A 14,022-nucleotide genomic window follows, 5' to 3' on the forward strand; every position below is an offset into this window, starting at 1 on the left:
CCGAACAGCAGCGAAGCGACACCGAGCGCCAGTGGCGCTCGTTTCTCGCCGAACCTGCTGATCAGCGTGTCGGCCAACGCCTGTGCGCCGCCGGTCACTTCCAGGAGCCGGCCGAGCATGACGCCGAAGGCGACCAGCAGTGCGACCGGCCCGATCGTGTCAGCGAAGCCGTACATCAGGGCGTCGGGTATGTCGGCGAACGGGAAGCCGACGGCTATCGCCGTCACCACACTGATGAGGACCAGGGACACGAAGGCGTGCAGTTTCACCTTCATGATCAGGAACAGGAGCAGGGCGACGGCGCCGGCGGCTATCAGCAGCAGCGTGGCGGTGCCGTATGCCGGCTCAATTGCTTCCATCGGGGACGCTCCATGTCGTCGAGCGGGGTACAGCTGTCTTCTCGGTCTCGTTGCGCCCGCACACTCAAGCTCATAAATACGATGTATTCAAGAGTTCGACATCACATCGTCATACTTAATAGGCGGCGGCGCCCGTACACATGGACCGGCACACACGAAGTGGAGCGGTCCGGACACGCAGAGTCAGCTGATGTTCCGTGCCCCGGCGCCGACGGTGCCTGGCCGTCCTCAGCCGACCTCAGCCCGCCGCCGGTCCCGGGAACACCGGCGCGCGCCTGGTCAGCAACCGCACGTGATCGCGGCCGAGTTCGCCGACGGCGGTGACGCCGAGGAGTTTCATCGTGCGCTCGACCTCGGCGGAGAGGATCTCGATGGCGCGGGCCACCCCCGCCTCGCCGCCTGCCATCAGCCCGTAGAGGTACGCACGCCCGACGAGGGCGAAGTCCGCTCCCAGCGCGAGGGCGGCGACGATGTCACCGCCGTTCATGATGCCGGTGTCCAGCATGACCGTGCCTCGTGCCCCGACCGCGTCGACGATCTCCGGCAGCAGATGCAGCGGTACCGGTGCACGGTCGAGCTGGCGCCCGCCGTGGTTGGAGACGATCACTCCGTCGGCACCGTGCGTCATGGCGAGTTCGGCGTCGCGTACGGTCTGGATGCCCTTGACGAGCATCGGCCCGTCCCAGGCCTCGCGTATCCAGGCCAGGTCCTCGAAGGTGACGGTCGAGTCGTAGAGCTTGTGCATGATGTCGCCGAGTGACCCTTGGCCGTCCCTGTCGAAGGCGAAGGCGTACGGCTCGGTGGTCAGGAAGTCGAACCACCACGCCCAGCGGTAGGAGGCGTCAAGAAAGGTCTTCAGCGTCAGCTGCGGCGGGATCGTCATGCCGTTGCGCAGGTCCCGCAGACGGTTGCCGTTCACGGGCACGTCGACCGTGACGATGAGGGCTTCGTACCCCGCCGCCTTGGCGTTCGAGATCAGGTCGAGCGAGAGCCGGCGGTCCTTCCAGAGGTAGAGCTGGAACCATTTGCGCGCCGTCGGCGCCGTCGCGGCGACCTGCTCGATGGAGGTGGTGCCCATGGTGGACAGCGCGTACGGGATACCCGCACGTGCCGCGGCGGCGACCACCGCCCGTTCGCCCGCGGAGTGCATCATGCGCGTGAAGCCGGTGGGCGCGAGCCCGAACGGGAGCCCGGAGCGCTCCCCGAGTACGGGCGTGGAGGTGTCGACCTCGGCGACGTCGCGCAGGATGCCGGGCCGGAACTCGAGGTCGTCGAAGGCCTCCCGCGCGCGCCGGATGCCGACCTCCGCGTCCGCGGCACCGTCGGTGTAGTCGAACGGGCCTGCGGGCGTGCGCCGCTTGGCGATGTGCCTGAGGTCCCAGATCGTGTGCGCGCCGGCCAGCCGCCGCGCGGTGGCGTCCCGCTGTCGGGGCTTCAGCTTCAGCAGGGGTGCGAGATCCTTGGGACGCGGAAACCGTCGGGCGAGTGCCGTCATGTGAGAACTTTCCGTGCGGTGCGTGTGGTGCCGGTGGTGCGATGGAGGTTGCCCGGCCCGGGGTGCGGGATGCGGCGGGTGCCGCTCCGCCTGGTCAAGCACGCTCCGGCGCGAGCCCGCGCAGCGTCTCCTCGAGGCCGGGTCCGCCTGGCTTCCGGCGGTTGTGGGGGAGCTTGGCGAGTACCGCCGACATCCCGCAGGTGTTGCGATCCCGCCGTCAGCCGGACCTGGCGCAGGACCGGGCGGATCGTCGTCCTGACCCAGTACGCCAGCGCCCAGGGTATGTCCGCAAGGGCGGGCCAGTGCTGACGGGGTCGCGGGAGACGCGGCGGTCCGCGGCGGCCGGGTCAGCCCGGGAGGGCGTAGACGGTCGTGGCGTGTGCGGCGGGATCCTCGCTGCCCTCGGCGGACATCGTGATGTCGGCGAAGGCCAGTCGGCGCCCGAGCTTGGTCACGCGGGCGTCCAGGAGCACGTCCGCGCCGGTGATCGCGCGCTGGAAGGTCGTCGACTGCTGGACGGTGGTCATCGGACCGAAGCCGCCTCGCGCAGCCGACACGGCGACGACCGTGGCGGTGTCCGCGGCGGCCATCAGTGCCTGCCCGGACAGCGCGCCGCCCTCGCGTGCGAGCCGTTCCGACCACGGCAGGCGCAGCACGGCGTGCCGGTCGCCGACCTCCTGAACGGCGAGTCCCAGATCGAGCACCCAGGGCGCGAAGTTGTCGGCCAGGATCTTGTTCGCTTCGGCGGTGGTCAGCGTCACCCGGCCAGTCTGACGTCCTCTTGACGACTCCACCAGACCCCGCCGTACGGTCACGTAGGTGACAGCAGCCGAGGTGTTCGCTCCCGAGACATACGCCCACGGTGTGCCGTACGGCCTCTTCCGCGAGCTGCGGTCGGCGCATCCCGTCTGCTGGATCGACGAGCCCGCTGTCGGGCAGTGGACCGCGGGGCCGGGGTTCTGGGCCGTCTTCCGGCACCGGGACGTCAAACACGTGCTCCGGACCCCTGAGGTGTTCTCGTCCCACCTCGGGGCCACTCAGATCCGGGACCCCGATACCGAACAGGACCTCTCCTTCGTCCGCGCGATGATGCTCAATCAGGACCCTCCTGAGCACTCGCGGATGCGCCGCGTCGTCGCTGCCGCCTTCACTCCACGCGCGGTCCGCGAGCTGGAAGCCGTCATCGAGGAACGCGCCGAGAGACTCATCAGCGACGTCGTGGACCTGGGAGCGGCGAACTTCGTCGAGGTCGCCGCCGACCTTCCGGTGTGGACGCTGGCGCATGTGATGGGCGTACCCGAACAGGACCGGCGGCTGCTGTTCGACTGGGCGAGCCGGGTGATCGGCTATCAGGACTCCGACTACGCGGATTCCAGCACGGCCGCGCCGGACGATCTCAGCCCGATGGGCCGGCGGGCAATGCTGCGGCGTCCCGCCACCATGGTCCGCCCGGACGGGCGGCCGCTCAATCCCCGGTCCCGCGAAGCCCTCGCGGACATGTTCGCCTACGCGCACGCGCTCGCGGAACACCCTCGTCCCGGCAGCGTGATGGCCCATATGCGAGCCGGTGGACTGTCCCGCGAAGAGTTCGAGAACATGTTCTTTCTGTTCGCCGTGGCCGGGAACGAGACGCTGCGCAACGGTATCCCCGGCGGCATGCTGGCACTGCTGGATCACCCCGAGCAGTACGCGCTGCTTCGTCAGCGGCCGGAGCTGACCGGAGCCGCGGTCGAGGAGATGCTGCGGTACTGGCCGCCGGTCATGGACTTCCGCCGTACCGCGACGTGTGACACGGAACTGGGCGGAAAGCCCATCAGCCGCGGCGACAAGGTCGTCGTCTACCACGCCGCCGCGAATCGCGATGAGGCGGTCTTCCCCGATCCGGACCGGTTCGACATCACCCGCTCCCCCAACGACCACGTCAGTTTCGGATTCGGGCCGCACATCTGCATGGGCGCTCACCTCGCCCGGGTGCAGATGAAGGCCATCGTGCGCCAGGCCGTCACCCGTCTCCCGGGACTGGAGCGAGCGGGGGAACCGGTACGGCTGGTCTCCAACTTCCAGAACGGACTCAAGCGGCTGCCCCTGCGATGGACGGACCCGGGGAGCACGAACCCGGTGCCCTGACGGGGCTGTTGGCGCTCCGACAGGGGCGGGGAGAGTGTCGACCCGTGGGAACCGGCGCTCGCCCTGCTCAGCTCTCCTGTCCTTACGGAGCCGCGGTGCCCGGAGCCGGCCGGTCCGCGAGCCCGCGCAGCGTCTCCTCGAAGCCGGGTCCGCCGGGCTGCCGGCGGTTGTAGGGGAGCTTGGCGAGCACCGCCGCCATCCCGCAGGTGTTGCTGAGTGCGGAGAAGACCAGTCCGGCGCCGATGAACGCCGCGAGGAGGCGGAAGCCGGGCACCAGCAGGTCCAGCAGGAGCCCGAGCAGCACCAGCGATCCCGCCGTCAGCCGGACCTGGCGTTCCATCGGCCAGACGGTACGGGCGCCGGCGCTGCGGTCCAAAGCGTGACCGCCCTCTCTCCACGCCGCGGTGCCGCCGTCGAGGGAGACCGCGGGGACGCCCGCGGCGGCGAGCTGCTCGCATGCCGAACGCGAGCGGGCTCCCGAGGCGCAGACGACCGCCAGGTCGCCGCGTCCGGCGGCGCTGCGCAGTGCGGGCAGAGCGTCGCCGAGCCGGTCGAGGGGGATGTTGACCCCTCCGGGGATGTGCCCGGAGCCGTACTCGCCGGGAGTACGCACGTCGACGACGGTCAGCCGGTCCAAGCGTGGCCGGAGTTCGTCGACGGTGAGGGAGGCGGCCGGGGTGGTCACAGGTACGTCCGTCCTTTCGGGGCGTTTACCGGTACGGTCACGACCGGTCAGGTCTGACCGGTTCAGCATCGTGCCGGAGCGGAGTATTCCGGCCGGTGCTCCGTACGGGAAGGCCCGCGGGCGCCGCCGCCGCCTCAGCGGAGCCGCTCGACAGGCCGCGCTCACCGGCGCGGCCAGGATGCGGCCGCGCCGTGGAAGGCCCATCCTGGGAGGATGACTCCACCGATCGTCGTGCACCCGCCCGACGCTGACGGCGGGCGGCGCGTCATGGCGCACGCCGAGTTCCTCGGGCGGGCCTTCCGCCGCGAGGACGTGGCGGCGTTCCTCCGCCACGTCGGCCTCTCGGACGACGAGATCCAGCTTGACGACCCGAACCTGATCGAGTGGCGCGGCGGCGGTCCCGACGTATGGCACGGCGGCTGACCGGACCTGGAAGGGAAACGATCCATGACGCCCGAGCAGTGGGCGACGGTCCGCCGTCTGGTGGACTGGCTGGACGCCGCCAACGAAGCAGGCGAGCACGAGACCGCCATGCGGCTGATGAAGCTCACCGAAGAGGCCGGCGAGGTGGCCCAGGCGTACATCGGCACGGTGGGCCAGAACCCGCGCAAGGGCCGCACCCACAGCTCCTCGGACGTGGCCGACGAACTGTGTGACGTCATCGTCACCGCCGCCGTCGCGCTGCACAGCTTCACCGACGACCCGGCGGCGGCACTCGACGCGAAGATCCGCGCGGTGGCCCGGCGCTCCCTGCCACCCCAGCCCGACCGGGCCGGTCCCGGCTAGGGCGGTGTGATCGCGCCCAGCAGGGCCCGCGCGCACAGGTCGCGTACGTGCTCCCGTGGCAGACCCGGCTCCTCCAGCCACTCCAGGCACACGGTGACCATGAAGGACAGCCAGCCCCGAACGGCGACGCGGAGAGTGGGCAGATCCCGGGTGATCCGCGCGACCTGCGGGTCCGCGGCGAGCGCGTCCAGGATCTGCCGTTCCTGTGCGGCCAGTCCCTCTCGGTAGACCTTGCGGACCACGGGGTCGTGTGGGTACTCGGCCCCGTCCACGCCTGCTGCCGATCAGCGGAGAGGATGCCCCACGCGGCCGTACGCTGGTCGCATGGCTGAGCACATCGGCGAACGGATGGCGCGCCTGCGACGGATGGCGGGTATCACCCAGGAAGAGCTGTCACATCGCGCCGGAGTGTCCATCGATGTGGTGCGCCGGCTGGAGCAGCAGCGGAAGCACTCCGCACGGCTGCCGACGCTGCACGCGCTGGCCAAGGGGCTGGGAACCGAGGTCACATCCCTGATCGGCGATCCGCCCGGCATCCCCTCCAACGGGGAAGCCGAACCCCCTCAACTGACCGCCGTACGCCGCGCGATCATGCCGCCTCTGTTCGCGGTGCCCGCGGAGCCCGCGAACACGGAACGGCTGTCCCTGCCCCTGCTCCGCGCCGAACTGTCGGAAGGCTGGACCCTCTACCACGGTGCGGAGTTCGGCAGGCTCCTGGACGCGCTTCCCGGCATCATCGCCGACGCCCGCCTGGCTGCCGCCGTGGGCAACTCCGGGCAACGCGCAGCCGGACAGGCCGCGTTGGGCAAGGCACTCCAGCTGGGCGGACATCTGGCGATCCGGCTGGGCAAGACAGACCTCGCACTGTCCGCCCTGGAGCGCGCCATGGACGCGGCGGGGGCCTCGTCCGACCCGCTGCTGCCCGCGATGGTCTCCAACTCCGTCGCGTGGGCGTACCAGCGTCAGAACCGACTGGACGACGCCGAAGGGCTGGCAGTCTTCGCCGCGGACCGAGTGGAACGCGACCACACCGGCACAGCGGAGGGCGTACGCGTGTGGGGCGGGCTCGTGATGTCCGCGGCGACCAGCGCGGCACGGAGCGGACACTACGACCAGGCGTCCGAGATGATGCGCACGGCGGAGGACGCCACGAGCCGACTGGCCAGGCTTCCCGCACCTGTTGACGGCAAGCTCGTGTCCGTCTTCAGCCGGTCCTCGGTACGGATCGAGCGTGTCCGCCTCGCCGTCCAGCACGCGCGCCCGGACGAAGCGCTGACCCTGGCGAAGGGCATGCGGCTGAGCCGTGACATTCCGCCATCGTGGCGTACGTGGCTGTTGCTGGACGTGGCCCGGGCACGCACGGACGTCGGCGACGCCGCAGGGGCGGTGAAGGCGCTCGAGTCCCTTCGCAGGGTCGCTCCCGCGTGGATGCGGCATCACACGCTCGCCGTGGCGATCGTGACCGACCTCTGGTCAGGACCCTCCCGCCCGCCTGGTCTGCGCCGGGTCGCCGACTTCCTCGGCATCGCGCAATAGCGTGGCAGAAGTAGGCCGTTCCGCCCCTGTAGCGGAACCCGACACATCGTCAGTCTGAAATCGTCCTTACACATGCAGTGACGACGGACGGACGGCATGGACGCACAGCGCGAAGAACTACGGCTCGCACCATGGACCAGCGACGAGGGGAAGCCCTGCTACCTGTCCACGGTGCCGGGAGGGGTCCTCGATGGTCTGGCTGACGCCGTGGAAGCGGAGCAACTGGCCGACGCCCGGAGCGTCCTGGAGCACGCACGCGAAGCGCTGAGTGCGACCGGACGCGCGCTGTCCGCCCGCGAAGCGATCTGGATCGCCACACGGCTCACGGAGTCCACGGGCGAAGTCCTGCGCGTCGCCGACTCGCGTGGCATGCGCCTCGGTGGTGATAACCGGTGACGACCTCTGACCAGCTCAGAGACAGGGAGCCCGGCGCAAGAGACGCCGGCCCGGGAGGGCGTCGGCGAACAACCGGTCAACCATCCGGCCTGTCTACCGGGCCGCCGCCACTGCCGCCACCGACTTGCTGACGTCGACGGGCGGCGCATGCTGACTCCGCCGCAGGCCCCTGCGCGGTCGGCGGGTGGGTGGGCCTGCTGGGGCCGGCTGCTCCGCTTTCAGACGGGGGCCGCCGCAGAGTCGTCAGCCATCTTGTCGGCGGCGCCAGCTCGGGCACACGATGGGTGGGGCGATCGCCCAACGCCCATGCATGCCAGCGGCGTTCGGCACCTGGGTCGCGGCGATCCTAGTGCCGACGACGCTCACAGGCGTGGTCGGAGATCGACGCCTGCCGTCGGCAGATCTTCGAGGAGAGCAACGGTAAGGCCGGAGAGCCGGCGTTCAGGACCCATGTCTGATCCCCCAACAGAAGATTTCCGAGACAGCGATGGGACGTTGATCATGCGAAGACTGATAGTGATCTGCGCGATGGCCATGGGACTGCTTCTCCTGCCCGCGCCGGCGCTGGCCCACGAGGGGAGAGGCGGCGACGAACCGTCCGCGACGCGCGGCTCGACCGTTGCCGAGCGTGGGGCCGGCACGGAGATGTCACCGGTGGCCAACCTGCAGTACGACAGCAGCGGCGCAGCCCAGAGCGGATCCGACATCGAATTTCTCAAGGCGGGCGAACGCGAGTACGCCCTCGCCGGCACCCTGCGCAAAGGCATGCAGATCATCGACATCACCGAGCCGGCCGCTCCGCGCATCGCCGCGGTGTATGACTGCAAGGTGACCCAGGGCGACATCCAGGTGTGGAAGAACGGGACGCGCGTTCTTGCCAGCTATACGGCGGACGGGACGTTCGGGGCGTCCGGAGCCGACTCGCGTTGTGCCCGCGACCTCGGCCTGGATGCGAATGCGTCAGGCACGGTCATAGTGGACCTGACCAAGCCGACGGCTCCCGAGACCGTGAGTTTCGTGCCCGTACCGCGTGGGTCGCACAACATGACGATCCACCCGAGCGGCAAGTACTTGTACAACTCCAACTCCGACCTGCTCACCAGCACCGAACCCACCATCACGATCTACGACGTGTCGGTGCCGAAGTCTCCGCGCAAGGTGCAGGACTTCCCGATCCCGTACACGCCCGCGTCGCTCGGCTCGGAGTCCCACGACATCACCTTCAACGCCTCCGGCACCCGGGCTTACTCGGCAGCGCTGTCGCAGACGCTGGTGCTCGACACGACCAACCCCGAGCAGCCCAAGCAGATCGCGAAGATCGTCGATCCGGCCGTCAACGTCTCCCACCAGTCCGACCCGGTCACCCTCACCCGCGCGGACGGGTCGAAGCGTGACATCCTCGTCGTCACCGATGAGCGGGCCGGCGCGGCCGGCAGCGCGGAGTGCCCGGGCGGCGGCCTGCACGTCTACGACATCACCGGCGGGCTGGAGCGCTCACCCAAGAAACTCGGCGCCTGGTTCATCCCGGTCGTGAAACCGCAGGACGGCACCACGTGCACCTCGCACGTGCTGCGTATCTACCCGGACCAGAAGATGCTCACGATCGCGTGGTACGGGCAGGGCGTGCGGGTCCTGGACATCTCCGGGCTGGCCGAGGTGACCGGCTCGCCGGCCACGACCGCGATCGGCGACGGTGTGGGGATGCGCGAGATCGGCAACTATGTGTTCCCCGACTCCGACACGTGGTCGTTCAAGACGAACCGGATGGCAGCGGACGGCTCCTTCTACGGATACGGCAACGACCTGACCCGTGGCCTGGACGTCTACCGGTTCTCCGGGGCCGGAGTGTCCGTGCCTCCGCTGGAACCCACCGACATGACCGCACGCGGTCGGGACGGAGCTGAGGCATCCGCGTCAGGTTCGCACTTCGGGCTCGGACCAGTCGCCGCATCCGGGCTGCTCGCGGTACCGGCGCTGCTCGCGGTGGGCAGCCTGCGGCGCCGCAAGCGAAGCTGAATCGCCGTCAGGGCCGGCCCGCTGACTGACTGCGGGCCGGTCAGCGCGACGCGTCTCCGCCGCCGCTGTCGCTCCCGGGCATTCAGCGGAGTTGACTCCTCGATCCGGTGAACCCACAGCTCCCGGACAGCAAGCAAGAGTGACAGAAGGAGACTCGGGTGGGCGCGGCAGGCAGTCAAGACCTGACCGCTTCGACCGTGTTATCCATAAATACCAATACATAGCGTTATCTGCGAAAGATGAGACCTCCGACAGTGCAGGGCTTGACGCAAGTCAAATTGGAAGTGACCATTCCACTTGTGGTTCGGCATTGTTGAATCTGGTTTGCTTTTTGGCTTGATGTCAAGAAAGGCCCACATGCGCCTGCGCTCCCCTCTCCGGATTCTGACCGCTGCCGCCGCCACGGTGATCCTCGGCTTCATGGCCCCCCTCGATACCGCTCATGCCGACGTCACCGATATCCCACCTGCCGGTGCCAATGACTGGTCTTGCAAGCCGAGCTCGGCGCACCCCGAGCCGGTCATCCTGGTCAACGGCACCTTTAAGACCATGGCCGAGAACTGGGACACGCTCTCGCCGCAGCTCGCGAACGCCGGCTACTGCGTGTTCGCCTTCAATTACGGGAATGCCGCCACTGACCCCATCCCCGACTCGGCGGCCCAGTTGCGCGACTTCGTGAACGCCGTACTCGGTTCGACTGGCGCACGCAAAGCGGACCTCGTCGGCCACAGTCAGGGCGGAATGATGCCGCGCTACTACATAAAGTTCCTGGGCGGCGCGACCAAGGTGGACGATCTTGTCGGAATCGTGCCCTCAAACCACGGCACTTCGAACCCGCTGGCCATCGCGGCCGGAGCTACCATCTGCCCCTCCTGCGCGGACCAGACCACCGGCTCCGACCTGCTCCAGAAACTCAACGCCGCCCCTGAGGCGCCCAAGGGTCCCAATTACACGCAGATCGCGACCAAGTACGACGAAGTAGTGACCCCCTACACCAGCTCCTACCTGAGCGGCCCGGCGGACCGCGTCACCAATGTCCTCCTGCAGGACAAGTGCCCGCTCAACAGCAGCGAGCACGATCAAGCCACCAAGGATCAGGTCGTCGCACAGTGGGTACAGAACGCCCTGAAACGCAAGGGCCCAGCCGATCCGGGCTTCCAGCCTCAGTGCCTTGGCTGAGCGAAGCCGGACCTGGGCGCGACTGAGGTCGACCAGTGGCTGACCCAGCCGGTCGAGCTGGAGCCGCACCTGCAGACCGGACGCGGGCAGCTGGCTCGTCCAGGCCGAGGCGGGCGGCGGCGTGCTCTCCGTGAACCACCCCCTCGCCAACGACTGCGCCGGGCGGCGGCCACGGCACGCAGAGGTGTGGCACCACACCTGGACCGACCGGCGGCACGGCGCGCCCCTGGCCTGGGCGGGGGCCTGGCGCCCGGACGTGATCCCGCTCGGTGGCAGCGACTTCCACGACCCGGCGCCGGGCCGCCTGCCGGGCACGCCCACCACCTGGGTGCTCGCCGAGGAGCGACATCCTGGGCGGGCCGGCCTCGGGACGTACCGCCGTCTCCGCGGGGCCCGGCGCGCCGCTGCTGCTGCGCTGCGGTGACGAACTGCTGGCGCTGGACGCGGCGGACACCGTGCTCGTACGCCCGGACGGCAGCCGCAGCGTCGTCCGGGACGACCGGGCGGCACTGCCCGCGGCCGAGGGCGTGCACCGCCTGGAGACCCCCACCTGCGAGGTCGTCGCGCTCTGCGCCTGACTCCCCGACCGTCGCGGACTGCCCGGACCGGCAGGACCGCCGACCGCCCCGCCTCCGATATAAGGGACCCATCATGACCAGCACCGTGCGGGTGGCCAACGCGCCCGTCTCCTACGGTATTTACGCACCCGACGCCGCGCCCCTCGGCCCCGACGACCTGCTCGCGGGCTTCGCCCGGGCCGGCTACACCGGCACCGACAGCGGCCCTATGGGCTACCTCGGCACCGGCGAGGAGCTGAGTGCCCGCCTGACCCGGCACGGCCAGGGCCTGGCCGGCGGCTGGGTGGACCTGCGCTACGGGGACCCCGACGGCTTCGCCGCCGACCTGCCCGGACTCGACCGCGCGCTGGAGCTCTTCGCGTCGGTGCCGGTCGCTGACCGGCGCTTCGCGCCCCGGCCCACGCTGGCCTGCCCGGCCGACCCGGCCCGCTTCGCCGCGCCCGGTACGCCCGTCGACCCGGCGCTGCAGCTCACCGAGGAGCGGTGGCCCGCCTTCGCCGCCGACGTTCAGCGGGCCGCCGACCGGTGCCGCGAGCGCGGGCTGGAGCCCGTCTTCCACCACCACCTGGGCACCGCCGTCGAGACACCGGCCGAGACCCGCCGGCTGCTGGAGCTGACCGATGTCGCGCTCTGCCTGGACACCGCCCACTGGTGGCTGGCGGGCGGCGATCCGGTCCAGGCCGTGCGGGAGTGGGGACCGCGCATCCGCCAGGTTCACGTGAAGGACGCCTCCCGAGCCACACACGCCGAGGTCCGCCGCACGGGCGGTGACCTGTGGCGGGTGGTGGGCGAGGGCGGGTTCCGGGCGCTGGGCGAGGGCGACATCGACATCGCGGCGTTCCTCGCCGCCCTGCGCGAGGCGGACTACGAGGGCTGGCTCGTGGTCGAGCAGGACGCGTTGCCCGCCGGGCAGGATCTGGACCGGATCGCCGCCGACCAGCGCGCCAACCGTGACCACCTCCGTAGCGAAGGGCTGTGACCATGACCGACCACCACACTCCCGGTGCCGTCCCGGGCGCCCGGCTGCGGGTCGCCGTGGCCGGGCTCGGGGCCATCGCCCGTACCGCACACCTGCCACTGCTGGAACGGCGTGGCGACCTCTTCGAGATCACCGCCGTGTGCGACCTCTCCCCCGGCACTCTCGCGGAGGTCGGCACCCGGTACGGGATTCCCCAGGCAGACCGGCACACCAGTACCGAAGCCCTGCTCGACCGGGGCGGTTTCGACGCGGTGCTGCTGCTGACGTCGGGCTCGCACGGAGCGGCCGCCGAGGCCGCGATGCGCGCCGGCTACGCCGTGCTGTGCGAGAAGCCCCTCTCCTTCACACGCGCCGAAGCGGCACGTGTCGCCGCCGCCGAGACGGCGCAGGGGCGCGGACCACGCCTGATGGTCGGTTACATGAAACAGTACGACCCGGCCGCCCTGCGTCTGGTCCAGCTCCTGGAGGAGGCCGGCGGGCCCGGCACCGTACGGTCGGTGGAGGTGTGCGTCCTGCATCCCACCTCGGAGGCGCAGCTCGAATTCGCCCGGCTGCCGGCGCCGCCGGGGGACGTGGACCAGGAGGTGGTCGCCGCGTTCCGCGCGCGGGACGCCGGTCTTCTCGACGCGGCCCTGGGTGCCGACGCGCCGGCCGCCGCCCGTTCCCTGTACAACATCATCAACAGCTCGGTCTGCCACGAGCTGTCGCTCCTGCGGACCGTCGCCGGCCCGCCCGAGACCGTCGACTTCGCCGCCCGCTGGCACACGGAGACCGGACCGGGCTCCGTGGAGCTTTCCGGGCGGCTGCCGGGCGGCGCCCGCTACGGCATCCGCTGGCACTTCCTGCCGGGACACGCCGCCTACCGGGAGACCGTCGCCGTGCATCACGAGGGCGGCACTCTCGAACTCGCCTTCCCCTCTCCCTACTTGATGAACGCCCCCACCGTGCTGACGGCCACCGACGATGCCGGCGGCGCCGAGCGCCGCGCCGCGTTCCGTTCGGTCACCGAGGCGTTCGAGGAGGAACTTCTCGCCTTCCACGCCATGGTCACCCGGGGCGAACCGCCTCGTACGGGCGTGCGCGGCGCCACCGAGGACCTGATCACCGCACAGCGAGCCGTCGCGCGGTTCGCCGCCCAGAACCAGTTCCCCTGCGCAGGAGAGGCGGCGACCGCATGAGCGTCACCGAACGCCGGCCGTACGCGACATGGTCGGCACGCAGCTCACCGCCCACGTTCCGCACGACGCGCGGCTGCTGCTCAGCCCGACCCCCGCGACACGCACCGGCCTCGTCGAACTCGAGGTCGCCGGCGCCGGCCCCGTCCACCTCACCGACGCCACCGGAGCGACCTTCCCCGCCCAGCGGCTGGACCTCACGCCCACCGTGCTGGCCGACGACGCCTTCGCCGCGGACCGGCTGCCGACCGTGCTGGCACGCGTACACGGCATCGAGCTGTACGGCCGGGAGATCACCGCGTGGAGCAGTCGATCCGGACGCACGTCTGCTGCGTTTCACCGTCGCCCCCCACAGTGCGCTCCGCTTCGACGTCGCCGAGGTCGAGGCGGCGCTCGCCGCGGCGGGCGGCGCGGCCGTCCTGCTGGAGCATGCGGCGGAGTACGAACTGGTCGAGGACGGGGAAGAGTTGGCGCTCGCCCTGCTCCGCCCCACGGGACAGATCTCGCGCAACCGGCGCATACACCGGGACGAACCCGCCGGGCCGCAGATCCCGGCCCCCGGGGCCCAGTGCCGGGGCCTGCGCACGGTCACCTTCGCCCTGCTGCCGTACACCGGAGAGTGGCACGAGGCGGGCGTCCACGCGGCCGCCGAGTCCTTCCGGCACCCGCTCGTCGCGCTGCCGGGCACCGCCGCGGCGGGCACCGTTCTTC

The 14,022-nt window shown here is 70.5% G+C and carries 15 protein-coding genes and 1 pseudogene; 10 read left to right on the forward strand and 6 right to left on the reverse strand.

Annotated elements, in window-relative coordinates:
• From ACRDP3_RS00145 to ACRDP3_RS00155, 3 genes and pseudogenes are all read right to left on the reverse strand, one after another.
• Window positions 1-359 (reverse strand): annotated as a pseudogene (locus ACRDP3_RS00145) (GntP family permease); the annotation flags it as partial.
• Between the two features lie 238 nt (window positions 360-597).
• Window positions 598-1,854, reverse strand: coding sequence for an alpha-hydroxy acid oxidase (locus ACRDP3_RS00150; protein ID WP_431514706.1), 1,257 nt, complete (start codon window positions 1,852-1,854; stop codon window positions 598-600).
• A 347-nt stretch (window positions 1,855-2,201) separates the two neighbouring features.
• Window positions 2,202-2,615 (reverse strand): PaaI family thioesterase, encoded by a 414-nt coding sequence (locus tag ACRDP3_RS00155; protein WP_431514707.1) that lies wholly within the window; start codon window positions 2,613-2,615, stop codon window positions 2,202-2,204.
• A gap of 58 nt (window positions 2,616-2,673) precedes the next feature.
• On the opposite strand from ACRDP3_RS00155, the gene ACRDP3_RS00160 reads away from it, so the two are divergent.
• Complete coding sequence (locus ACRDP3_RS00160; protein WP_431514708.1) at window positions 2,674-3,981, forward strand: cytochrome P450; 1,308 nt, start codon at window positions 2,674-2,676, stop codon at window positions 3,979-3,981.
• A gap of 82 nt (window positions 3,982-4,063) precedes the next feature.
• Here ACRDP3_RS00160 and ACRDP3_RS00165 read toward each other — a convergent pair whose 3' ends face one another.
• Window positions 4,064-4,666 (reverse strand): rhodanese-like domain-containing protein, encoded by a 603-nt coding sequence (locus ACRDP3_RS00165; RefSeq protein WP_431514709.1) that lies wholly within the window; start codon window positions 4,664-4,666, stop codon window positions 4,064-4,066.
• Window positions 4,667-4,879: 213 nt separating this feature from the next.
• On the opposite strand from ACRDP3_RS00165, the gene ACRDP3_RS00170 reads away from it, so the two are divergent.
• The gene (locus ACRDP3_RS00170; RefSeq protein WP_431514710.1) at window positions 4,880-5,089 is read left to right on the forward strand and encodes a hypothetical protein; all 210 of its coding nucleotides are present in this window, start codon (window positions 4,880-4,882) and stop codon (window positions 5,087-5,089) included.
• A 24-nt stretch (window positions 5,090-5,113) separates the two neighbouring features.
• On the forward strand, window positions 5,114-5,452 hold the full coding sequence (locus tag ACRDP3_RS00175; protein WP_431514711.1) for a MazG-like family protein: 339 nt from the start codon (window positions 5,114-5,116) through the stop codon (window positions 5,450-5,452).
• On the opposite strand, the gene ACRDP3_RS00180 is transcribed toward ACRDP3_RS00175, so the two are convergent.
• Window positions 5,449-5,724, reverse strand: coding sequence for a hypothetical protein (locus ACRDP3_RS00180; RefSeq protein ID WP_431514712.1), 276 nt, complete (start codon window positions 5,722-5,724; stop codon window positions 5,449-5,451). The genes ACRDP3_RS00175 and ACRDP3_RS00180 overlap by 4 nt on opposite strands.
• Window positions 5,725-5,776: 52 nt before the next feature.
• Between ACRDP3_RS00180 and ACRDP3_RS00185 the strand changes: the two genes are divergently transcribed.
• The 7 genes from ACRDP3_RS00185 (at window position 5,777) to ACRDP3_RS00215 (ending at window position 13,314) form a co-directional block, all read left to right on the forward strand.
• Window positions 5,777-6,988: a helix-turn-helix domain-containing protein gene (locus ACRDP3_RS00185; protein ID WP_431514713.1), complete on the forward strand. Its 1,212-nt coding sequence runs from the start codon at window positions 5,777-5,779 to the stop codon at window positions 6,986-6,988.
• Between the two features lie 96 nt (window positions 6,989-7,084).
• Entirely contained in the window at window positions 7,085-7,384 is a 300-nt protein-coding gene (locus ACRDP3_RS00190) for a hypothetical protein (RefSeq protein ID WP_431514714.1), read from the forward strand.
• Between the two features lie 501 nt (window positions 7,385-7,885).
• Window positions 7,886-9,400, forward strand: a complete 1,515-nt coding sequence (locus ACRDP3_RS00195; protein WP_431514715.1) for an LVIVD repeat-containing protein — start codon at window positions 7,886-7,888, stop codon at window positions 9,398-9,400.
• A gap of 357 nt (window positions 9,401-9,757) precedes the next feature.
• The gene (locus tag ACRDP3_RS00200; RefSeq protein ID WP_431514716.1) at window positions 9,758-10,579 is read left to right on the forward strand and encodes an alpha/beta fold hydrolase; all 822 of its coding nucleotides are present in this window, start codon (window positions 9,758-9,760) and stop codon (window positions 10,577-10,579) included.
• Window positions 10,580-10,848: 269 nt separating this feature from the next.
• Window positions 10,849-11,157 carry a hypothetical protein gene (locus ACRDP3_RS00205; protein ID WP_431514717.1) on the forward strand — a complete coding sequence of 103 codons (309 nt, stop codon included), beginning with the start codon at window positions 10,849-10,851 and terminating at the stop codon, window positions 11,155-11,157.
• Between the two features lie 73 nt (window positions 11,158-11,230).
• Window positions 11,231-12,136: a sugar phosphate isomerase/epimerase family protein gene (locus tag ACRDP3_RS00210; RefSeq protein ID WP_431514718.1), complete on the forward strand. Its 906-nt coding sequence runs from the start codon at window positions 11,231-11,233 to the stop codon at window positions 12,134-12,136.
• A 2-nt stretch (window positions 12,137-12,138) separates the two neighbouring features.
• Complete coding sequence (locus ACRDP3_RS00215; RefSeq protein ID WP_431514719.1) at window positions 12,139-13,314, forward strand: Gfo/Idh/MocA family protein; 1,176 nt, start codon at window positions 12,139-12,141, stop codon at window positions 13,312-13,314.
• A gap of 290 nt (window positions 13,315-13,604) precedes the next feature.
• Here ACRDP3_RS00215 and ACRDP3_RS00220 read toward each other — a convergent pair.
• On the reverse strand, window positions 13,605-14,022 hold a 418-nt coding region (locus ACRDP3_RS00220; RefSeq protein ID WP_431514720.1), incomplete at its 5' end, for a hypothetical protein.

This window comes from Streptomyces sp., from assembly GCF_050698815.1.
In the GTDB taxonomy this organism is placed as follows: domain Bacteria; phylum Actinomycetota; class Actinomycetes; order Streptomycetales; family Streptomycetaceae; genus Streptomyces.